Raw genomic sequence first — 22152 nt, forward strand, 5'->3', positions numbered from 1 at the left:
TCGGGGCTCCTATCACCTTCTTTTTGGTATCCTTATAGATGCTTTGGATCGTATCCATCTAAAATGCATTCTCGATATGATCCATCGAGACGGGCGTCAGATCTGGGCGAAGAATAATGGAGATAACATCAAACCGGACCGGCCGTTCATAATAACGCTTTTGATGAACGTACTGCTGGGCTGTGTTTCGGACCTGCATCATTTTGCGGGCGTTCACGGACTCGGAAGGCGTGCCGAAACTGGCCGTACCGCTTCGGCTTCTGACCTCAATCACCACAAGGGTCCCCCCTGTTTCGGCAACGATGTCCAGTTCTCCAAAGCGGCAGCGCCAATTCCGTTCCAAAACCCGGTATCCTTTTTCAATTAGGGCAGCGGCCGCCAGCTCTTCGGCAGCAGCTCCTTTTTGCTTGCGGCTGTCCTTTTTGCCGGAAGGCGAGTTCATTATGGCATCATTCCTCCATCTTTCGCTTGACGATCCGCACGATAAACATATGTCAGCACTTCCGCTACAAGCTGGTACAGCTCCTCGGGAATCTGCTGATCCAGATCCAGCTTGGAGAGAATCTCCACCAAAGCTGCATCTTCCTGGACAGGGACGCCATGCTCTTTAGCTTTGTCTAATATAGACTCCGCCAATTTCCCTTTCCCTTTGGCAACCACAACCGGCGCTTCGCTCTCGCCAGGCGTATATTTCAGGGCAACTGCCTTTTTCATGGCTGTTATTTGCCCTTGCTCTTTCTCTTGCTTGGTCATATGCGCATGTCCACCCCTTTATAGGTTTGCGGGGTGTATTCTGCTGCCGTTCCCTGTACGGACATGTCTGAATTAGGCGGGGCAACCAGGGGCAGCGGTTCTGTTTTTACGCTGAGCAATTGGTAGCCGATAGACGAAACAGCTTGAGCCAACTCTTCTTTTTTTCCTTCAAACAGCTCCGCGGCGTAACTTTGATCATTCCGAAAGCTGAGGCTGACGATCCGGTCAACAACCTGCACATCGATCAAGGTCGGGCCCAGAAATTTCATGTCCAAGTCAAACAAAAGCCTGCAGTTGGTCGCATCCAGCTCGCCTTTGCGGCCTCTGCGGGATTGAATATGTACGGATGCCGTCTGTTCCCCATCGACCCCATGCAGAGGGATGAACATCGTGACCTGCGCAAACGGTGCCGTGCGATCCGTGTTTAGCAAGAGCTGCTGGCCTGTTAAATGCTGAACGAGTTGCTGTGCCGCTTCCTTTAGCGCAGGCGGCGTTTCTTGGCTGGATAGCACCTGAAGCAATACTCCCTTCAGTGTGTCTTGCAGGGCAAGCGCCGATTCACCCGTTTGCGTTGAGGCCATGACAGCCTGTTGTACGCCTTGGACAGAATTCTGCTGGCCGGATGGCACAACCGGCTGCGTCAAGCCCTGTTGATTCACGGCACCAGCCTGAGCATTCGGAACAGCTTGCTGATTCGCATTCGCCGCATTCGCCGCATTCCCCGCATTCCCTGGCGTGGCGGAGGCTCCTGGCGTACTCGCTGCTGCGCCACCGCTGCCAGGGGCAGGAGTGGCGGGCAGGGATGCTTGGGCTGCCACAGCAGCGGTTGGCTGCGCTGCAGCAGGAGGCGGGGCAGCCGCGCCTGCTGCCGTTGGAGCAGCTGCCGATGCGGACACAGCCGCACTCGCTCCGGGCGCGGCGGCCGTGCTGCTGCCGGGCGCCGCCGCAGGCTGCCCGGCTGGTGCTGCGGCGCTGCCACTGCGCGCCGCTTCGCCCGCGGGGCCCGTCCCGGCCCCGCGCAGGGCCTGCTGCTCGTGCTCCGCACCGAGCAGCTTCAAGAGCCGCCCCACCCACGGCTCCGCGCCAGGGGTGGGCGGCTTTGGCGAAGGGCCTGCGGCCCCTTCGCCTGAACCCGCCGCCGGGCCCATAGGCACGGCGGCGGGTTGGCCGGCGGCAGGCGTTGCCGTGCCGCCGCTGGCCCATGGCTGCGCGAGTTCGCCGCGCAGCTGCTGCAGCAGGCCCTGCAGCTTGGTCAGCAGTGCCTGCTGACCTGCGCCGGCCTGTGCGGCACCTCCAGCAGCATTGTTCGCCGCTGCTGCTTGCTGCTGCGCGGCAGCGATCCCCTCTGCGCCAGCTGCTGCTGAAGACACAGCGGACGCTGCATTTTTTCCGGCAGCCGCAGCGCCTCCGTTACCGTTGCTTAAAGCAGACGCTAGCTGCTGCTCCAACGATTGCAGCAGTTGATGAAGCTGGGGTCCAAACACCGCCTGATGCAGTCCCTTCACGCTTTCGGGGGTAATCGGCAGGCCGCGGTGAAAAGCGATTGCAGCCGACTCCGCCCATTCCGCCGCGGGAATCTGCGGAGGCTTCACGGCCAATGCCTCACGGAACATGGCGATATTCTCCTTCGTCAGCGGGACTCCTGCATTCTGCATACCCTTGATCATTTCGCGGTTTTCCTTCGTATCCGGAAGACCGGCAAAATCCAGCACCTCAGCCATCGAAGACGGGGACAGCGGCTGTCCCGGCGTTTGACTAAGCGGCTTGAGAACGGCCGTCCCTCCCTCTCCCGGCGGCTGAACCTGCAGAAGAGCGGTTTCCCCGGCTCGAAGCGGCGTTTCCAGCTTCGCCTTCACTTGAACGCCCTGGATCTGCACCACAGCTTCCTGCCCGTCCTCCGATACGTTCATAACGACACCGCGAACGACCTGACCCGGCTTTAATTCCAACGTCTTGGCGTCTCCCGGCTTTTGCTCTCCCAGGAGTCCGCGAATCAACGATCCGATGTTCACGATAGTTCCTCCCACACCTTCTGTATACCTTATATATCGGCAGCAGCCCGCCTTTTGACGAGGGCGGGCTGCATCGAAATCTAGAATAGCGACAATTGCTCAATCTCCATATTTTTCAGAAAACTTCTTCTATGCATCGCGGTAGGTCCGTGCAGCTGCAGCTGTTCACGGTGAAACTTGGTAGCGTAGCCTTTATGTACGGCAATTCCATATTCCGGATAACGCGTCTCCCATTCCCCTTCGCACAATCTGTCGCGAGTCACCTTGGCAATAATGGAGGCCGCGGCAATGGACTGACTGTTCGCATCGCCTTTGATGATGGCACGCTGGGGAATATCACATTCCACCTTCTCAGCATCAACAAGCAGAAACTGGGGAGTAACAGCCAATTGCTCGATCGCCATCTTCATGGCAAGTCTTGCGGCTTGTTTGATGTTAATGCGGTCAATCGTTTCCGCGTCCACCAAACCAACGCCGACCGCCAGTGCCTGTTCCATAATGAGGTCATAGAGGGTCTCCCGCTTCTTGGCACTGAGTTTCTTCGAATCGTTGATCCCCTCAATCACTAACCCCTCCGGCAAAATGACTGCTGCTGCGACCACATCGCCGAACAAACAGCCTCGGCCGACCTCGTCGATGCCTGCAATATGTATATAACGGCTCCAATACTCTCGCTCATACATTAGTAAATCTGTCATAGGTTTAACCCCTTTGGTTCCGAATTACCGTTTGTTACCTATACGTGCACATGGTGTTTCCCATCTGTTCTATCAATCTAGTAACTCTTCTAGAGTATCATACTCGCCACGGAGCGTCACTCTTTTATCCGTCCCCGCATCCCGGCAGGAATTGGTTCGTCCATCGCCGAACCATCGGTTATAAACCCCGAAAAAAAAGAGCCGCCGGCAACGGCAGCCCTCCCCTTATTCGATTATCGCTCCCTTGGCTTCAGGGCCAAGCCGCCATCGCTGACGATCCGAACCGGCATCCGGCTCATTCATTTCAAGCCCCGAACCGTCAGCCCTTACGGCAATCGCCCGGCCATCGTGCACGGAACGGATGGTTACCGTATCATCTTCCTGACGTTCCACTCGCCATCGCTGATTGTTATAACCGAGATATGTGTATAACTGAATCCGGTTCTGCCCGGTATCCACATCCAAAGCCTTGCCTTCCGGTGTACGAATGGAATACGTATCGTCCTCTCCTGTTGGTACCAATACCCATAACGGGTTCCCCGTACCCGTTGATTCCTTCACGGTAACGGGTTCGCCGTTTACGGATTTCTCGGTATAGATCACCTGGTTCACGGCTTCGTTCGTGAAGCTGGTTTTCGTCAGACGAGCTTCAGACGATTGACGGACGTAGACATTTTGATAGGAAGCCTGTCCGCCGAACACATTGACCCCAAAATGCCCTTCGGCAAATGTCCCGTCCATCACATCGATGACCTTCTTCCCGTCCACTTCGACTTGAATATGCGGACCTTTCGCTTCAATTCTCAGGTGATAGGTTTTCCCCCCTTGGATAAAGCTGGGTACGCTGTCCAGGACCTGACGTTCCTCGAATCGACCTTCGACCATGTAGAAGAGCCGAATCGACTTCAAACCAGGGTCCAGATTCAGATAATATCCGCTTCTGCCGTCCCCGCTTGACCGAAACAGCATGGATCCGGCACCGCCTGCTTCCCCAAGCCGCATGTCTCCCTCGAACGTGAAGTCTCCTGCCTTCTCTTGCGCCATATAATTAGCATCGCTTGAATGGCTGCCCCGGATTCCATGCTCGGTAAGGACCCACTTCGAGGCCGTAAGATCCGGTTTCCATCCCGTCAGATTCGTTTTGAATGTTCCGCTCGTGACCAACACGCGGGTGCTCGCCGATATTTTTCCGTTTGGGGTTGAGGCCGTAATGACGGCTTCTCCCGGATTCGCCGCTTTCATTACGGCATGGGTCTCATCGGATGAAACAATCCGGACCGTATCGGGATCACTGGATGTCCAAACCAGAGGTTTCTTCCCGTTGCCCGGGACACGATCCACGGCTGCGTACAATGATTCGGTCTGTCCCTGGGACAGGTCCAGCTCGTATGAATCCAACAGGATGCGGGAAGCTGGTTCCGATGGAGCAAGAGGCACCCAGACCGAATCCAGCTCATGCACCTTCAGGCATTTCAGCTTCACTTGACCGCCTTGGGTGTAAAAGCTCATCCCCCGTCTGGCCCGATCCGGAAAAATAACGTCCGAGAACACAACCTTTCCGTCATTGCCGAACACCTCGACGGAAGATTCATCGACATAAATACGCAGCTTGACCACTCCATCTACGGGTTGAAGCATAGCTTTGTGTTCGGTCGAGAACAGGCTGGAGAAATCCGTGGTTCCCGATGCCGAGCGGTCAATGAACATATGATGCGCGGCATTATTATAACCGACCACCGTCTGTTGTCCGCCGCCTTCCCGCAGCCGGAAGCCGAATTCCAGCTCGCTGCTGTCTGTCGGAATCTCGACTTCCGCCTCGATTTCAAACGCGCCGGCCTGAATTCCCTTTAACACATTCTGCGAGGTCTCCGTCACTTCCCTGTTGTTCACATGGATGACCGTATTCCGGAGGGTCTCAAGCTCAGAGATTGGAGACTGGTGCAGACGTATCCCCTCACTCGTCGTTCTGAGCGACAGCTCTCTAGGTATGGTCAGCTGGCCCTTCCAGCCCGAAGTCGGAAAACTGAAGGGATAATCCCAGTTCGTCATCCATGCCAGCATGATCCTACGATTGTCCGGCAGGTCGGAGAAGGACATGGAGGCATAGAATTCCTTGCCCCAATCCGTTCTCAGCACGGTCCCCGCCGTATGATCATTCATAAATTTGCCGTCTGGCGTCACATCGCCGATAAAATATTCCGCATCGGAGCCTTGGGTGTTCGGATTAGCGCCGCTGCTGATCATCAACACCCATTTGCGCTGACCCGAGCCGTCCACGGCAAGCTGAAACAGATCCGGGCATTCCCACACGCCTCCACGGATATATTCCCCATACCCGAAACGGTCCGTTAAGGACCAATCGACCAGATTGTCGGAGGTATAGAAGCGGATATGATCTCCCCCTGATACCACCATGATCCAGCGGTTGTTGGCTTCATCCCGAACCACTTTGGGATCGCGAAAATCCCATCCTCCGGGATCCTCGCCCTGTTTGCCCGGGTTCTCGATGAGGATCGGCCGTTCTTTCGAATACGTCCAGGTCCGTCCGTGATCGGTGCTGTAAGCAAGTCCGATCTTCTGATTCCCGCCCGGCCGATCAGGATTAAAGGATGTATAGTAGGCAATGAGTCCTTTGCCTCCAGAATCCCCGAACAGACCTGAAGCGTTCGTTGTATCGGCTACGGCGGAACCCGACCAGACATGTCCGAGATCGTTCCAAGGCAGTGCGATCGGCAGCCGGTTCCAATGCAGCAGATCCCGGCTGACCGCATGCGCCCACTGGCCTGCGTCCTGATGGAAAAGATGATACTCCCCTTCGAAATAGACCAATCCGTTCGGATCGCTTACCGAGCCTCGGATTGGGCTATAGTGATACTGCGGGCGGTATTCCTCCGTATAATAATCTTCCATCGGAGTTACGTACACGTCCTGAAAGTAAGCCGTTCCGGACTTTACCTTCATCCCGATCGATCCGTCCGCGTAACTTCCGTCGGAAATGCGGATCGCAGCGGGTTCGTAACCATCTACAGTGACTTGAGTTCTGTCTCCGGAGACGTGGATCTCTACATGATGCGCACTTGTGGGCAGGCTTGGGTATGTACGGCTCGATGCGCCAATCACCTTTCCATCCGAGGTTTCCAGCGTTACCCGGACCTGATCATCCTCTCTCCTGAATATGGCTTCGTATCCCTCCGTTCCTTGATCGTTCCCTCTCCAATAGAACCCGGCTTCAGCCTGTCCCCCTAAGGTGATATTGCCTTCCAGCACATAATCCGCAGCCGCATTCTTATAGATTCTGTAGGCTTCGAGCCCTTCCGATGCCGATCCCTTAAGCCCTTTGATGTCAGGCTGCCAGTCCCCGCTCGTATTTACCGGTCCGAACAAGTTGCCTTTCCACTCGCTCACCTTGATATTTTGAAACAGGGCGGAACCATCCCACACATGTAGACCCAGCTGTCCTGTGGAATAAGCCGTATCATCGACTTCCATTATCGGTTCATATTGGTTTCCCCAAAACACCTTGATATTGCTGCCTACCACCTTGACCTTAAGGTGAACGATTTCCCCTTGACTCAACGAGAGCGCTTTTTCAACCTTCAATCTTCCGTTCCCTTCGCGGGCATCCTTGAGGCGAACCAAGCCTGCACTGGGTACGATTTGCAGCATATACGATGACCAGCCGTCAACGCTTGAACGAAAGACCAGCGAAGCATCTGCTTGCATATCCGTAATCATCACATCGGCTTCATAGACAAAATCATCCGCTCTGGTTGCTGAGATCGCCGCTGCATTCTCACTTGAATCGGAACTAAGCCGTAAACCTTCTGCCGTTTGTTCCATATTGCCACTGCCCTTCAACTGCCACCCTTCGAGGTTGGTCTTTACATTGGATACGCTTTCAAAAATGTCGTTTTCTCCTTTCCCTTTCAAAGCTGCATTCGCTTCTTGGATCGCTGACGCAGCCCATGCCGAATCCGGAATGACGCTTGTCGCCAGCAATAAGGTCATCGTGATCGCAGACATCGTGCGCAGCAACATCGTATGTACATCCTGCGGTAATTTCATATAACCACCTCGTTTCGATTCTTTACCACACGTTATATAGGAAGGAACAGCCCGAACACTCGGGCTGATCTCCCAATTGTTTATCGTTGCGAATCTTGCCATGCCCGGATTCCCAGAGCCAATGCGCCGCATAAACCGGACTGGGTGCCTAATACCGGAGGAACTATATAATTCTCGATATCGTGTACAATTTCGTCGGCAAGCACATATCCGTTCAAATTGCGCTTCACCTCTGCACGAATGAGGGAATACAGCTGAGCTTGCTGCATAACCCCGCCGCCCAGTATGATCTTCTCCGGGGAATTCGTCAGGATCAGTCCGGTTATGGATTGCGCTATATAATAGGCTTCGATTTCCCAAGCGGGATGGTCGGCCGGCAGCAGATGTCCTTTCAACCCCCATCGGGCTTCAAGCGCCGGCCCTGCTGCCAATCCTTCCAAGCAATCGCCATGGTAAGGACAGGTTCCTCCAAAGCCATCTTCCGGATGGCGTTTAACGGGAACATGGCCTCCTTCCGGATGAACCAATCCATGAACCAGTCGTCCTTCGGCATAAAGGCCGATCCCAAGACCTGTACCCACCGTATAATAAGCGCAACTGCTCAGCCCCCTCGCTGCTCCCCAAGTCGCTTCTCCATAAGCAGCTGCATTGACATCCGTATCCCAGCCATAGGGAATGTTCATATGCGACTTCATCTTACCAAGGACATCTGTATGCGACCATCCAGGTTTCGGTGTTGACGTTACATATCCGTATGTCGGGCTCTCCTGTTTCAGATCGATGGGGCCAAATGACCCGATGCCAATGGCTTCTACCTCATGATCCTTGAAGTAGGAAATGGCTCTGGATAATGTCCCTTCCGGCTGTCCTGTCGGAAAGCTGATGCTGTCCTTGACGATTCCGTCTTCACTTCCAATACCGCAGACAAATTTGGTGCCGCCCGCTTCCATTGCTCCAATATGCATACTGCCGGATCTCCTTATGTCTTATCGATTCATATTACTTTAACTGGCCACCAGATGAAGAAACCTCATAGATATGGAGGGATTCTATGACCTTCCGGTTATCATCAGCAAACACGGTTATGCCCGTTGATGCGGGATCAGGATAAATTAAATCCGTGATCACCGCCTGCCCGCGATCCGCGAACAGCTCCACGGACGAACGGTCCACGAAGATCCGCAGTTCCAGCATAGAGCCCGGTGTCTTTAACGGTGCCGCATGCTTGCCGGGGAAATCTTTGTGGAAATCCGCCTGCCCTGAACGGCTGCGATCCACGTATACTTCGGCTAACCTTGCATCCCAACCGACCAACGTTTCTTGTCCTAATCCTGCCCTTACCTTCAAACCAAGCGAAGATGCTGGATCAAAGCGGACAAGGATCTCGAAGTTCTCCAGCCGTACAGCCGCTAATCGGACAGCAGCTTCATCCACGGCTATATCACGCAAGGAAAGCACCTCATGACGATACTCTTCGATTTCACGAATCGGCTGCTGCGTTACCATGACTTCACCTTGCAGCGTCTCCAGCTTGAGTTCCCGCACCAAGGTCATGGCCCCCCTCCAACCATCCGTCGGTGTCAGGTTTGCGTATTTCCAATTGCTCATCCAGCCAATGAACAGCCTTCTGCCATCCGGTGCAGGAATGTCGGACCAGCTGACTCCGGCATAATTGTCCCTGCCGTAATCCAGCCACCGCACATCACACTTGGAGCGCTCATCCGGAATAAACGCTGTTCCGTCAAAATCTCCAATAAAATATTGCGTTCTGGAGCCCTCGACATAGGCCGGATCATCGCCAATGCTGACAAGCATGACCCATCGTATTCCATTGTCCTCCGTAGTAAGAGGGAACAGATCGGGGCATTCCCATACTCCGTCATGAGATCCGATGCCCTCTCCAAACTCGCTGGCAAATACCCATTCCTTTAAATTGGAAGATCGATAAAGACATACCGTCTGTCCGCACGCCACAATCATCACCCACTGCGATGACGGCTCATGCCAGAACACTTTGGGATCCCGAAAATCAACATAGCTGTCATGGCGAAGGACCGGATTTCCTTCATACTTTCTCCAGGTTCTTCCTTCGTCCTTACTGTACGCCAGACTTTGATACTGAATCATTTGCTGCGCGCTCGGCGCATCATGATGGTGAGTGAAAATCGCCACAAGCCCGGGCCCTTCGTCGAAAAATCCGCTGGAATTGTTCCAATCTACAACGGCACTCCCCGAAAAAATCGTGCCACGTTCATCCGGCGCTAATGCAATGGGAAGCTCTTCCCAGGAAACCAGATCCTTGCTGACCGCATGCCCCCAGTGCATGGGTCCCCATGTGGTGCCAAAGGGATGATGCTGATAAAACAAATGGTATTCCCCTTTAAAATAAACCATGCCATTGGGATCATTCATCCAGTACTTCTGTGGTGAAAAATGATAGGCATTTCGATAGTTTTGTTGTTTTGTCTTAGACATTCGGTGATCTCCTTCATTATCGTTATCATGGGTTTACGACCGTACTTCAACCATATGCATCAACGGCGGCCGCATTCCACACGGTTACTTCATGTTCCTGTCGTATCCCGTTTGTTTAATCGTCAGCCACTCCTGAAGTCCAAGTCGATCCAATTCCTTCAGATAAGCGTCCCATTCCTGATCTACTTTTCCATTCTGGTACCATTCGGTGCGCATTCTTTCCAGGTAAGGGAACAAGTCCGCTTCAATCGTGGATAAGCGATCCAACTCGTCGATGGAGAAGAACACTTTCGGATACGTATTCTCCGCTTTCATATGCGGTACCATGACGTCTTTCATGAGTTTGAGCCTCCACGCAGCATCATCCGGCATCGTGGTGTATTTGCCATAATACTCGTCCAGGATCGCAAGCGGCCCCGCGATGCTTGTTTTTTGTCTTAGCTCTACCGGAGCCGTGCCTTCAAGCGGAAGATGCTTCAGCATCCCTTTGGCTTCGTCCAGCTCAAAAATATTCTGCTGGGTATCGTCACCGTAGGTTCCCCAGTTGTTCTGAACCGATTGGAGCGGTTCATACATCGCATCGATCCATTTTGCCGTTTCTTCCAGCTTCTTGTTGCTGCTGGTAATGACCAATCTTCCCCGGTCAAGACCGATCCCGTTCGTTCTCGTCACATTGATCTCACCGGATGGTCCTGCAAGCGGCGACATCAGGTCATACGTATCATTCATGCCCGTGATGTTGGCTTTATCCCACGTAAAATACATGCCGTACCGGTGGTCCTTTCCCTTAGCCAGGTAGGTATTCCAATCCTGCTGGAAGGCTTCAATGTCGATTAATCCCTCTTCATATAATTCGTGAATGAATGCTATGGCTTCCTTATACCCCTCCTCTGCTGCGGTAAACACCACCTTGCCATCATCCGTAACAACGGTATGATCCCAGTTCTCGCCCAAACCGAATGAAGCAAACAGGAATGTCAGATCCTCGCCGCCCGGCTTATTAATGAAGGAAAGCGGTATTTCGTCCGCCTGTCCGTTGCCGTTCGGATCTTGGGTTTTGAACGCTTTCAATACCGTTTTTAGCTCTTCCGTGGTGGTTGGCATCTCAAGCCCCAAGGCGTCGAGCCACTCCACGTTAATCCAGGGGAAGTTATCCACCGATTGAATCCGCTCTTTCCCTGAACCCAACTCCTCGATCCATGGGAAGGAATAAATATGCCCATCCGGCGCCGTAATCATGTTGACGTATTCCGGTGCTTCCTCAAGTACCTTTTTGAGATTGGGCATATGCTGTTCGATCAAATCCTCCACGGGAATGATAACCCCGTCCTTCGCCAATTTCAGTAGATCATAGTCTCCGTATCCGGCATCGAAAATGGCATCCGGCAAATCGCCGCTCGCCACGGCCAGATTGCGTTTTTCCGCAAATACATCGCTGGTGTAGTTCTTCCACTTGATGTGAATGCCGGTTTTCTCCTCCAACCGCTTGTTGATCAGCTTCTCGTTAGGGTCGGCAGGAGCCAGCGGAGAGCTTTGCGTCAGGACGTTCAGGGTGACCTTACCGTCCGGCGACTCGCTTTGTGCCTCACCGCCACTGCCGCATCCGGCCAAGAGCAGCACGGCTGCCAGAGCTGTCAGCGTTACCGTTTTTTTACGGTTATGTTTCTTGAATCCCTTCTTATTCATATCAATGACCTCCCGAATCATATATTTGGATTACTATGTTGAGGGCGGGCCACTATTTGAGCGAGCCTACCATAACACCTTTTTCAAAGTACTTTTGGAAGAACGGATACATAATCAGCAGCGGAAGGCTGGATATCACGATCGCCGAATATTTAATCATTTCCGAGAGCCGTTTCAGCTCCGCCATCGCAAGCTGGTCGCTGATCATGCCCGGCGCAGCCTGGTTTTGTATCAGAATCGATCTAAGAACGAGCTGCAGCGGGTGCAGCTTGGGATCGTCCAGATAGATCATGGCATCGAAGAATGCGTTCCACTGGCCAACGAAGGCATACAGCGCGAGCACAAAGATAATGGGCTTGGATAGCGGCAGAACGATCCGGACAAAGATTTTCATATCGGAAGCCCCGTCCACATTAGCAGCCTCCTTCAATTCATTCGGTACCCCTTTGAAGAAGGTTCTGGACAAAATGATATTCCACACATTGACCGCACCCGGGATGATCACGGCCCATACCGTATTGAGCATGCCAAGCTCCCTCACGAGCAAGTACGTAGGAATCAGTCCGCCTCCGAAAAAAATGGTGATAATGAACAGCGTCATGAAAAAGTGTCGTCCGGCCAGCCGGTTCTCCGAAAGGGCGTATCCCGCACAGACCGAAACCGTTACCGTGAGAAGCGCAAATGCTGTTGAATAGAACACCGCATTGCCAAATCCGCGAAGCATCGCAGGATTGGACAGGATCATCTGATATCCTTCCAAGCTCCAATCGGAAATTTTAAAAGATAGTCCTTGATTCAGCAGCACGGTGGGATCCATGAACGAAGCAACGACAATGTAAACCAATGGAACGATCACGACCAGTACGGCAAGCGTTAAAAAGATTGCATTTAATGACAACAGAAAGCGGTCGAAGCGTGAATGTTTAACGGCCATGAATATGTCTCCTTTCCTAGTAGAGGCCTTCGCCTTCATTGAGTTTTCGGACAATAAAGTTCACCGTCACGAGCAAAATGACATTGATGACGGAATTGAATAAACCAACCGCTGCCGAGTACGCGTAATCGCCTGACTGTAAGCCGACCTTGTATACATAGGTAGCGATAATTTCAGAAGTGGGAAGATTCATGGAGGTCTGCATCAGATAAGCCTTTTCAAAGCCAATAGACATAATGCCCCCTGCCGCAAGTATGAAGACGATCGCCATAATCGGCCTAATCGTGGGCAGATCGATATTTCGAATGCGCTGGAGCAGGTTAGCTCCGTCCAGGCTGGCCGCGTTATGCAGCTCCGGGTCCACATTCGCAAGAGCAGCCACATAGATGATGGAGGCCCATCCGGCACTCTGCCATATATCCGATAGGATATAAATCCACCTGAAATATTCCGGCTGCGACATAAACATAAGCGGATTTCCCGTCATCCAAATGACCAATTGATTGATCGGCCCCGTTGGGGACAAGAAGATAAACAGCATCCCGACAATGACGACCACCGAAATGAAATTGGGTGCATATAGAAACAGCTGAACATTTTTCTTGACCGTCGCTCTGCGAACCTGGTTTAACATGAGCGCAAGCAGGATCGGCACCGGAAAGCTAAAGATCAGACCAAGAAAACTCAATTTAAGCGTATTCATAAAAATGACGTCAAAATTCGGCGAGGCGATAAACTTTTCAAAATGCTTGAGCCCAACCCACTCGCTGCCCAGAATCCCTTTAATGGGACTGAAATCCTTAAATGCGATTACGGCACCGTACATCGGGACGTATTTGAAAATAAGGGTCAATATAAGCGCCGGAGCTAGCAGTATGTACAGAAAATAGTTTTTCTTGATGAAAGCGAGCATTCGCCCCGCAGAACTCCGTTCTCTGATTATCCCTGCCCCCTGGTTGGCTGGTTCCATTGAATTTTCCAAACCTGTTCCCCCGTTCTTTCTAGAGAAGTTTACATATTGCTTACAGAAAAGGCTTTCATTTTTCACTTTTGTTGAATGTCGCTTTTACAATTTATCAAATGATGTAACTTCAGTCAATCGTTTTTGTAAAAATTTATTTGTGCAATTGACAATATACATTGTTCGTTTACTTCATCCATTTGTCATAAACACGGGTAACCCATGTCGTTTATTACGTAGAATTACGGATTCCCACCCTTTCCATCCTTGTTAGATGATGTTTTAACAAATGTAATGGAATAACGAAGTCAATTTCAACTAAACCCCTGTTGTTTAAATGTTAAGTTGACTGTGCATTTGTAAAGTTGAGGTTGCTATTTTAGCTAATCTATTATACATTTGATTTAAGATATTCAGGTCAATAGCGCCTGGGAGAAACAACGAGACTAGTATGAAGTTGATCATTTGAGGTGAAATCAGATACATGACGAAAGAAAAAGTCACAATTCAAGATATTGCGGATGCACTGGGGATCTCCAGAAATACGGCATCCAAAGCTTTGAACGGCAGCGAAAGTATTCCGGACGAGACGCGCAGCAGGGTCATCAAAAAAGCAATCGAATTGAAATACAAACAATTTGCCTTCATGGAGACGGACAACCTGCTGACCAAAACCCCGGGAAACATCGCTCTTCTCACGGCGAATCTTCCGAGCACCTCCCATTTTGGCTCGCGCTTAATCAGCGGGCTTGAGAAACGAATCAGCGCGGAAGGCTATAACCTGTCCATTCATATCGTCCGGGACATCGATCGAAATTCTCGGACGCTGCCTAACAATTTTGAATCCTCCAAAGTGGATGGAATCATCTGTATTGAGTTATTTGATATGGAATACAGCAAGGAGCTCACAAGCCTCGGCCTTCCTACCGTATTTATCGATTGTGCCGCTGACATGTTCTACCCGGACTTGCAAGCGGATTTACTACTGATGGAGAATGAACACAGCACCTTCCACATGACCAGGCGGCTCATAGAGCAGGGCAACATGTCTTTGGGATTTATTGGGGACATCCATCATTGCAAGAGCTTTAATGAACGCTGGGTGGGATTTAATCGGGCCTTGACCGAAATGGGGATCCGGCTGGATCTGGAACAATGTGTTCTAAACCCGGACCGTGAGTTTTTCTCCGAGTCCGACTGGATGGAGAAGCGGCTGAAACAGATGAAACAGATGCCGTCCGCTTTTGTATGCGCCAATGATTTTATTGCGGTCAATGTGATGAAAGCCTTGAAGAATAACCATATCGCCATCCCGGGCGACATTGCCGTATGCGGCTTCGATAATGCGCCTGAATCGCGCATCGTTGAACCCCATTTATCAACGGTACATATCTATAGCGATGAAATGGGAATTGCAGCGGCCAACATGCTGTTGTCCCGGGTGAAAGAACCGGCGTTACCCTATCAAGTCACGCATATCCAAACAAAACCGCTCTTCAGGGCATCGACTGAAAAAATAGACTAGGGGATTGCAGAAGGAGCTGAGACTCCACCATGGACCTCCAGTTGATCCACAAGAAAGACGCTGATCGACATACTTGGACAGAAGGTCGGAACACGAGGAAAGAAAGTTTTTCTTACGATAGTGTGTGTGGGCATGCCTCTGATGTTTATCCCTTTATTGAAAAAAAAAGAACCGTTCTCCCGGTATTCGGGCAGAACGGTTCTTTCGGGTTGAGCTGGAGTGAGAGGCAGTTCATCCTCCCATTCTCCGTTAACGATTCAATAAGGCGATTCCATGGAATATCGCCCTAGTTTACCTGCGCGAAGCTCACGCAGGAAAATGCTTGAGGCTTTTTCCAGATCGACTCTTCCGCCGCTTACGATACAGCCGCGTTTTTTTCCGATCGCTTCCATGACCGCGACAATTTCATCCGGGTTATCCAGATCCGTGGGGCGCTCCTTAAGATCAAAGCGCTCGCTCATCGATTCCCAATAATAGTTGGAGAAATATTTGATCGCAAAAAAGGCAATATCCTCTACATTCAATATTTCCTCTTTAATGGCGCCGGTGACCGCCAGGCGGTACCCTACATTCTGATCCTCGAACTTTGGCCACAGGATACCGGGTGTATCCAGTAATTCCATCTCACCGCCGGCAACCTTAATCCACTGCTGCCCTTTGGTGACACCCGGACGGTCTCCCGTCTCGGCGATGTTCCGGCCGGCAAGCCGGTTAATCAGCGTGGATTTGCCTACATTCGGAATCCCCACGATCAACACCCGCATAGCTCGCGGGTTCATGCCCTTGGCGATTTGTTTGTCAATCTTCTCTTTCAGCAGCAGCTTGATCTGATTCGGAATATCCTTAACACCTGTCCCCGTGGATGCATCTACAGGGAAGGCGGTTAAGCCGTTTTCTTTGAAATGGGCTTGCCATTCCCTTGTTACCTCAGGATCTGCCAAATCGGCTTTGTTCATAATAATGAGCCGCGGCTTGCCCTGCAAAATCTCGTCAATCATGGGATTTCGGCTTGAGAGCGGAAGCCTCGCATCGATCAGTTCAATTACAGCATCGATCAGCTTCAGCTTCTCCTGAATTTGGCGGCGCGCTTTGGTCATATGTCCGGGAAACCATTGTATTGTCAACGTCGTCACCTCTACTTTGCTCTGCAAACTTTCATCGTTTCTATAGCGCCATGGCTAATGGTTGATGAGCCCTATGTCTTTAATCGGCCAGAAGATCAAGTCTGCTCGCCCGATAATATCCCCCAAAGGAACATATCCTATCATACGGCTGTCCGTGCTGTTGGAGCGGTTATCCCCCATCACAAACACATGGCCTTCTGGCACAACGCCGTCCTGAACGAACGAGTTCGGAAAGTCCGTGTTATTGTATAATCTGTTTTCAGCATGAGCTTGATCAATTGCTTCCTGTATGTAGGTTTCATTCACAGGCTCCCCGTTGACAAGCACTTTATCGCCTTCAACTTTAACCGTATCACCAGCAACTGCAATTACGCGTTTAATGAAATCCCTGCCCTCATCAGGAACATGGAACACGATAACTTCTCCACGCTCGGGTTTGCGGATATCATATAAAATCTCATTGACGATCAGCTTCTGATTGGATACAAAGTTAGGTTCCATGGATGGACCCTGCACAATAAACGGTTTAAAGAGAAGCCAGCGAATGAGAACGACGAGAACCAGAGCAATGAGAAGAGCCTTCAGCCATTCTACAAGCTCGTTCTTAGCCTTTTTGGCCGGTTTCCCCACGTTGGTTTCAATGGCCTCCTGGTGTTGATCTTTCTCCATAACCCACCGTCCTTCCCTATAGATCGCTTTCGCATGATAACGATTTTTGGATATACAAAAGGGGCTTGTATATACGCACAAGCCCCTTTCTACCGCCTTGTAATTAACGACGAATTTCTTTAATTCTCGCTGCTTTACCGCGCAGTTCACGAAGATAATAAAGCTTCGCACGACGCACTTTACCACGGCGAGCCACTTCGATTTTATCGATTTTAGGCGAGTTGATTGGGAAAGTTCTTTCCACACCAACACCGTAAGAAATTTTACGAACGGTAAAAGTCTCACTGATTCCGCCACCGCGACGTTTAATTACTACACCTTCAAACAACTGGATACGCTCACGAGTTCCCTCGATAACCTTAACGTGTACTTTTAAAGTATCACCAGGACGAAAGCTCGGAATATCTTTACGAAGTTGTTCTTGAGTAATCGCTTGAACGATATTCATCTATGACTCCCTCCTCTCACACAGGTGTTCTTGCATCTTCCGGAAACTCTATGTATTTCCTTCATTATCCGCAGCGGACCACCGTATTCACAACAAAAGAAATAATAACATATTTCGCAGTCCGAATCAAGTGTTTTATCTTTACACCCTCATGGTTAGGCCAGTTTTTCACCGAGCTTTCGTTCATAAAAAAACCACTTCCAGCATGAAAAATCATGCGAGGAAGCGGTTAGGCTGAACTTAATTTACGCTTTCTTTCGAGTCGTGCAGTCCTTTGTGGCGCTTGCCATAGTATTCAAGAATGTCGTCTACCGTTTGAAATTGGACTTCTGTATTGTTTGTATCTTCTATTTTCGCTTCCTGTTGTTGTCGATGTTCTGTCATGACTAGATGCCTCCCCGTCTCTCAAGTGTTTCTCCAGATACATATTACCCACCAATGAAGGGGCTGTATCAGTCATTATTAAAAAAATGCCCCTGAAGTATACAATGCTGGGTTATGAGCCAATTCTAAAGATAGTAATTCTGGCACCGGTTTGAGGAGCTGTAATCGACTTGGCCACTGGCGATAAATTATAGAGCCCTACAGTGTTACCTGCGCTTAAATTGATGACGGCAGATCCTGAGACTTCGGCGTTGGTCGAAATGGAGTTCATGTTCGCCGTACTCGTGGTATTTCCATTCACAACGATCCCAAACGTGTTGGGCGCCGTCGAACCAGTTTGGAGCGAAATCTGCCAGTCAAAGTAATAGAAACCAGCTGTCACGATGGTCAGCGTTGTTGTACCATTAAAAGTTACACCTTGAAGTGTGCTTGTAGAGAAAGTAACAGGTGAATTGGTAGCCACATTTTGAGTGGCACCGTTGCTGGCATAGATGACACTACCTCCCACAAGGGTAGCGGAGCCATTTGGACCGGTCGGGCCTACCGGGCCTGTTGCACCGGTCACTCCTGTGGCTCCTGTTACCCCAGTTGCACCCGTGATTCCTGCTGTTCCGGTTGCGCCTGTTGCTCCCGTTACACCCGTCGATCCCGTTACTCCGATTGCACCCGTTGCTCCAGTTACCCCAGTTGCTCCGATTGCACCCGTGGTCCCTGCTGCTCCTGTTGCCCCAGTTGCTCCTGTCGCTCCCGTAACTCCTGCTGCTCCGGTCTCTCCAGTTGCTCCGGGTATTTCTGTTACTCCTATCGCTCCCGTGACACCAGTTTTACCAGTTGCTCCTGTCAGGCCTGTCGCCACCGTGACTCCGGTTGCTCCAGTTGCTCCTGCTGCTCCCGTTGACCCTGTTGCACCCGTTGACCCTGTTGCTCCACTTGCTCCAGTTTCTCCAGTCGCTCCCGTGACACCAGTTTCACCAGTTGCTCCCGTCACCCCAGTTGCCCCTGTAGCTCCAGTCTCTCCTGTAGCCCCTACTGCACCAGTTGCCACCGTTGCACCAGTTGCTCCCGTTAGCCCTGTAACACCCGCATCTCCGGTAGCTCCGGTAGCTCCCGTCGGTCCTGTCACACCGGTTGCACCAGCGAGACCTGCTGTCCCCGTGGCTCCCGTCACGCCTGCAGCTCCTGTAGCCCCTACTGACCCTGTTGCTCCGGCTACCCCAGTTGCTCCCGTAGCGCCAGTTTCTCCGGTAGCTCGCGTGGCGCTTGCCGGGCCTATTGCCCCCGTTGCTCCTGTTCCTCCTGTGACCCCGGTTGCCCCTGTCACTCCTGCTGCTCCTGTTGCTCCTGCTGCTCCTGTTGCCCCCGTTGCTCCAGTCACGCCCGGCCGAGCGTTACTCGGTACGCTTCCTAGGGTTTCCTGGATTGTTAGACCCTGAACGCTCACAGCGCTCGTCCTTGCTACAACTGCCAGAGATTGAACGGCAGCTTGTTGGACAGTCACTGGAATGTTTAACGTCGCTACCGCTCCTGAAAGAGCATTCGTATAATTAGTCAACTGTTCATTCAAAAATTCAGGCGAAGCTCCATTCAAAAGCGAAACTTGAATTCCATCCGCTGCTGCTTGCAGCCTACTTAACTGTGGTCCGGAACTCCCTAATCTCGCAGCCTGCCGGTTAATTCCTTGGAGTACTTCTGCAAGCTGATGGCGCGACGATGCCCCTGGATTCGTCGTTGCATTCATAATATATAAAGGCAGATTGTTCATTAAATTGACCAACGGCACAGCATCCGCACTCGGAAACGCATACTCCAGCCTAGATTGAATACCTTGTTGTGAAGCCTCGATATCCGTTCCGATCTCGCCCCCGACTCCGAGTCGTTCTCCATATAATTGAAACAACGTCATGACTTCGTTCAATCTTGTTAGGATCCCTTCCAGATTGTCCGCATTGGAAATCCTTGCAATTTGCTGCACGGCCTGGCTAAGCCCCCGCCGTTCTCGCAGCGAAAACCTCATTCCCGAGACCAGGTCGTTAAGGCTCTGCAATTGTATTTTGATAAGCGTGAAATTCTCGTTAACCGGCTGTTCCACAAATGCGCGTAACAGTGACGTTAATTGACAGATCAATGTAACGAATCGAGTGGCTTGGTTCCTTCCTACACGGATTCGTCCAGATGTAAGTCCTTGAATGACAGCCTTGCTGTCCCTACGCTTCCTTCTTTCTTGCCTCAATCGATTTCACCCCTTACGATCTCATACATCCGCAAACGCCTATTTATCACACTATTCAATTCATACGAATTTTGTTCTGGGGTGCCAGCTTGAAACCGGTTCGTTTAAGGAATAAAAAAAAGAACAGACCTGTGCTCACAGATCTGTTCTTCGATTGAGCAAAAAAGCTTATGAGGATCCCGCTTCTCGCTGTAGCTTGTCTATATACGCTCGATCCTGTTTCGACAATTCCAGCTTGTCTAACAATTCCGGGCGACGCTCCCATGTCCGCTTAAGCGCTTGTTCCCGACGCCACACGTCGATATTCGCATGATGACCGCTTAGCAGGATATCCGGCACTTTCCAGCCGCGAAACTCAGCAGGACGTGTATAGTGCGGATATTCGAGCAGCCCTGTACTGAATGAATCCGTCACCGCTGAGTTTTCATTGCCAAGTACACCCGGAAGTAATCGGACTACAGAATCGATGGCAACCATCGCCGGCAGCTCTCCACCGGTGAGCACATAATCTCCGATGGACAACTCATCGGTAACAAGAAACTCACGAATTCGTTCATCGTAACCTTCGTAATGCCCGCATATAAACACCAGATGGTCTTCCTGTGATAATTCTTCCGCCTTCTTCTGCGTAAAAGTCTCTCCTTGCGGACACATCAGAATGACTCGCGGAGGCTTGACTGTTCCGGAGACTTCCGCTGGAATCTCCTCGGCAGGATTAGCCCCATCGCCGCCATGGTTTGCAATCTCATTCCCATTGGAAGCAAGAATATCCTCCACCGCAGCAAAAATCGGGTCCGGCTTTAACACCATCCCTCCGCCTCCGCCATATGGAGTGTCATCGACCTGACCATGCTTGTTCCCGGCATACTGGCGGAAGTTGATTGCATTCAAGCTCACAATTTGTTTCTCGGCCGCTTTACCCAAAATACTCGATTGAAATACGCCATCGAACATCTCGGGGAACAGCGTCAGCACATCAATCCGCATGGACTATAACAACCCTTCCATGAGATGCACGCGGACAAGCTTCGCTTCCTTGTCTACATCAAGTACGACATCCGGTATGGCCGGAAGAAGAATTTCTTTTCCCTGAGGCGTTTTGACAACCCACACATCGTTAGCGCCCGGCGTCAGAATTTCGGAGATCGTGCCGAGCTCCTCAGCAGGGTCTTCATCGGTCATCACCTTGCAGCCAATAATCTCATGGAAGTAGTACTCGTTCTCCGGAAGTTCCTCTTGAAGATCCGCTGATATCTTCAGCAGCGAGCCTTTATATTTCTCGGCATCATTGATGCCATGCAGCTCCTTGAATTTAAGGATGTACATGTTTTTATGAAAACGGGATGTATCCACCGTTGCTTCAATCTTGCTCCCCTTCTCGGGGACAATGTACAGCTGGCTCTTTGGAGCAAATCGCTGGTCGGCAAAATCCGTATGCGGCATGACTTTAACTTCCCCACGGATGCCGTGCGTATTCACGATTTTCCCTACAGTAAACAACTTTTCAGACATGGTCTTCCTCCTGCATCACTTAATGAACGTTCACGCTAGTATGACCGGCTGATTTCTTCAGCATGTACGAAAAAGGGCTAGGACATGCATCCTAACCCCCTTTCGTATATTTTAAGAAATGATATCAACGGTCACCCGTTTATCCATTTTAACCGCCGCCGATGTTACGACTGTACGCAATGATTTGGCGATACGCCCTTGTTTGCCTATGACCTTCCCGACATCGTCAGGATGCACGTACAGCTCATATACAATCAAGTGCTCCTTCTCAACGGTCTTCACAGTCACATCTTCTGGATGATCCACTAAAGCCTTAGCAATAACGCGAACTAATTCTTCCATAGATAACCCTCGCGATCAGTCTTATTTCTGATGCTTCAGCTCATGAAACTTCTTCATTACGCCCGCTTTGCTAAGCAAGTTGCGAACCGTGTCAGATGCTTGCGCACCATTTTGAAGCCAGTTCAGTGCTTTCTCTTCATCGATCTTAACTTCAGCCGGTTGAGCAACCGGATTGTAATAACCGATTTCCTCGATAAAACGGCCATCACGCGGGGAACGGGAATCAGAAACCACCACGCGGTAGAAAGGAGCCTTGTGAGCACCCATGCGTTTCAGACGAATACGTACTGCCATTTGAAAATTCACCTCCTTCAAAAAATGTCCATTCGATATC

20 protein-coding genes are annotated in these 22152 nt (G+C 51.1%); 1 reads left to right on the forward strand and 19 read right to left on the reverse strand.

Annotated elements, in window-relative coordinates; all coding sequences use genetic code 11:
• Nucleotides 1-58: 58 nt before the first annotated feature.
• The 10 genes from MKX98_RS22060 to MKX98_RS22105 form a co-directional block, all read right to left on the reverse strand.
• Nucleotides 59-442, reverse strand: coding sequence for a YraN family protein (locus MKX98_RS22060; RefSeq protein ID WP_339218356.1), 384 nt, complete (start codon nt 440-442; stop codon nt 59-61).
• The gene (locus MKX98_RS22065) at nt 442-753 is read right to left on the reverse strand and encodes an EscU/YscU/HrcU family type III secretion system export apparatus switch protein (protein ID WP_339218358.1); all 312 of its coding nucleotides are present in this window, start codon (nt 751-753) and stop codon (nt 442-444) included. The genes MKX98_RS22060 and MKX98_RS22065 overlap by 1 nt, the downstream gene beginning before the upstream one ends.
• The gene (locus tag MKX98_RS22070) at nt 750-2765 is read right to left on the reverse strand and encodes a hypothetical protein (RefSeq protein ID WP_339218360.1); all 2016 of its coding nucleotides are present in this window, start codon (nt 2763-2765) and stop codon (nt 750-752) included. The genes MKX98_RS22065 and MKX98_RS22070 overlap by 4 nt, the downstream gene beginning before the upstream one ends.
• A gap of 80 nt (nt 2766-2845) precedes the next feature.
• Entirely contained in the window at nt 2846-3463 is a 618-nt protein-coding gene (locus tag MKX98_RS22075; RefSeq protein WP_194543587.1) for a ribonuclease HII, read from the reverse strand.
• A 225-nt stretch (nt 3464-3688) separates the two neighbouring features.
• Nucleotides 3689-7528 carry a GH32 C-terminal domain-containing protein gene (locus MKX98_RS22080; RefSeq protein WP_339218362.1) on the reverse strand — a complete coding sequence of 1280 codons (3840 nt, stop codon included), beginning with the start codon at nt 7526-7528 and terminating at the stop codon, nt 3689-3691.
• 80 nt (nt 7529-7608) lie between these two features.
• Nucleotides 7609-8493, reverse strand: a complete 885-nt coding sequence (locus MKX98_RS22085) for an ROK family protein (protein WP_194543589.1) — start codon at nt 8491-8493, stop codon at nt 7609-7611.
• A gap of 34 nt (nt 8494-8527) precedes the next feature.
• Nucleotides 8528-10003, reverse strand: coding sequence for a glycoside hydrolase family 32 protein (locus MKX98_RS22090; protein ID WP_194543590.1), 1476 nt, complete (start codon nt 10001-10003; stop codon nt 8528-8530).
• 84 nt (nt 10004-10087) lie between these two features.
• Nucleotides 10088-11689 (reverse strand): ABC transporter substrate-binding protein, encoded by a 1602-nt coding sequence (locus tag MKX98_RS22095; protein ID WP_339218365.1) that lies wholly within the window; start codon nt 11687-11689, stop codon nt 10088-10090.
• 52 nt (nt 11690-11741) lie between these two features.
• On the reverse strand, nt 11742-12623 hold the full coding sequence (locus tag MKX98_RS22100) for a carbohydrate ABC transporter permease (RefSeq protein ID WP_220684582.1): 882 nt from the start codon (nt 12621-12623) through the stop codon (nt 11742-11744).
• Between the two features lie 16 nt (nt 12624-12639).
• Nucleotides 12640-13536 (reverse strand): ABC transporter permease subunit, encoded by an 897-nt coding sequence (locus tag MKX98_RS22105; RefSeq protein WP_259445693.1) that lies wholly within the window; start codon nt 13534-13536, stop codon nt 12640-12642.
• 532 nt (nt 13537-14068) lie between these two features.
• Between MKX98_RS22105 and MKX98_RS22110 the strand changes: the two genes are divergently transcribed.
• A complete protein-coding gene (locus tag MKX98_RS22110) occupies nt 14069-15109 on the forward strand; it encodes a LacI family DNA-binding transcriptional regulator (RefSeq protein ID WP_194543594.1) in 1041 nt (346 codons plus the stop codon).
• A 257-nt stretch (nt 15110-15366) separates the two neighbouring features.
• On the opposite strand, the gene ylqF is transcribed toward MKX98_RS22110, so the two are convergent.
• From ylqF to rpsP, 9 genes are all read right to left on the reverse strand, one after another.
• Nucleotides 15367-16233, reverse strand: a complete 867-nt coding sequence (ylqF, locus tag MKX98_RS22115) for a ribosome biogenesis GTPase YlqF (protein ID WP_339218367.1) — start codon at nt 16231-16233, stop codon at nt 15367-15369.
• Nucleotides 16234-16287: 54 nt separating this feature from the next.
• Nucleotides 16288-16902 carry a signal peptidase I gene (lepB, locus tag MKX98_RS22120; protein ID WP_036663956.1) on the reverse strand — a complete coding sequence of 205 codons (615 nt, stop codon included), beginning with the start codon at nt 16900-16902 and terminating at the stop codon, nt 16288-16290.
• A 103-nt stretch (nt 16903-17005) separates the two neighbouring features.
• Nucleotides 17006-17350 carry a 50S ribosomal protein L19 gene (gene rplS, locus MKX98_RS22125; protein ID WP_015736355.1) on the reverse strand — a complete coding sequence of 115 codons (345 nt, stop codon included), beginning with the start codon at nt 17348-17350 and terminating at the stop codon, nt 17006-17008.
• A 240-nt stretch (nt 17351-17590) separates the two neighbouring features.
• Nucleotides 17591-17734 (reverse strand): hypothetical protein, encoded by a 144-nt coding sequence (locus MKX98_RS22130; RefSeq protein WP_181469736.1) that lies wholly within the window; start codon nt 17732-17734, stop codon nt 17591-17593.
• A gap of 112 nt (nt 17735-17846) precedes the next feature.
• Nucleotides 17847-19964, reverse strand: coding sequence for a collagen-like repeat preface domain-containing protein (locus tag MKX98_RS22135; RefSeq protein ID WP_339218376.1), 2118 nt, complete (start codon nt 19962-19964; stop codon nt 17847-17849).
• Nucleotides 19965-20132: 168 nt separating this feature from the next.
• Nucleotides 20133-20951 carry a tRNA (guanosine(37)-N1)-methyltransferase TrmD gene (trmD, locus tag MKX98_RS22140; protein ID WP_339218378.1) on the reverse strand — a complete coding sequence of 273 codons (819 nt, stop codon included), beginning with the start codon at nt 20949-20951 and terminating at the stop codon, nt 20133-20135.
• A gap of 3 nt (nt 20952-20954) precedes the next feature.
• On the reverse strand, nt 20955-21476 hold the full coding sequence (gene rimM, locus MKX98_RS22145; RefSeq protein ID WP_194543597.1) for a ribosome maturation factor RimM: 522 nt from the start codon (nt 21474-21476) through the stop codon (nt 20955-20957).
• A gap of 111 nt (nt 21477-21587) precedes the next feature.
• Nucleotides 21588-21818, reverse strand: a complete 231-nt coding sequence (locus MKX98_RS22150) for a KH domain-containing protein (protein WP_006211360.1) — start codon at nt 21816-21818, stop codon at nt 21588-21590.
• 21 nt (nt 21819-21839) lie between these two features.
• Nucleotides 21840-22112 (reverse strand): 30S ribosomal protein S16, encoded by a 273-nt coding sequence (gene rpsP, locus MKX98_RS22155; RefSeq protein WP_006211361.1) that lies wholly within the window; start codon nt 22110-22112, stop codon nt 21840-21842.
• Nucleotides 22113-22152 lie beyond the last annotated feature (40 nt).

This window comes from Paenibacillus sp. FSL W7-1332 (assembly GCF_037969785.1).
Lineage (GTDB): Bacteria > Bacillota > Bacilli > Paenibacillales > Paenibacillaceae > Paenibacillus_AQ.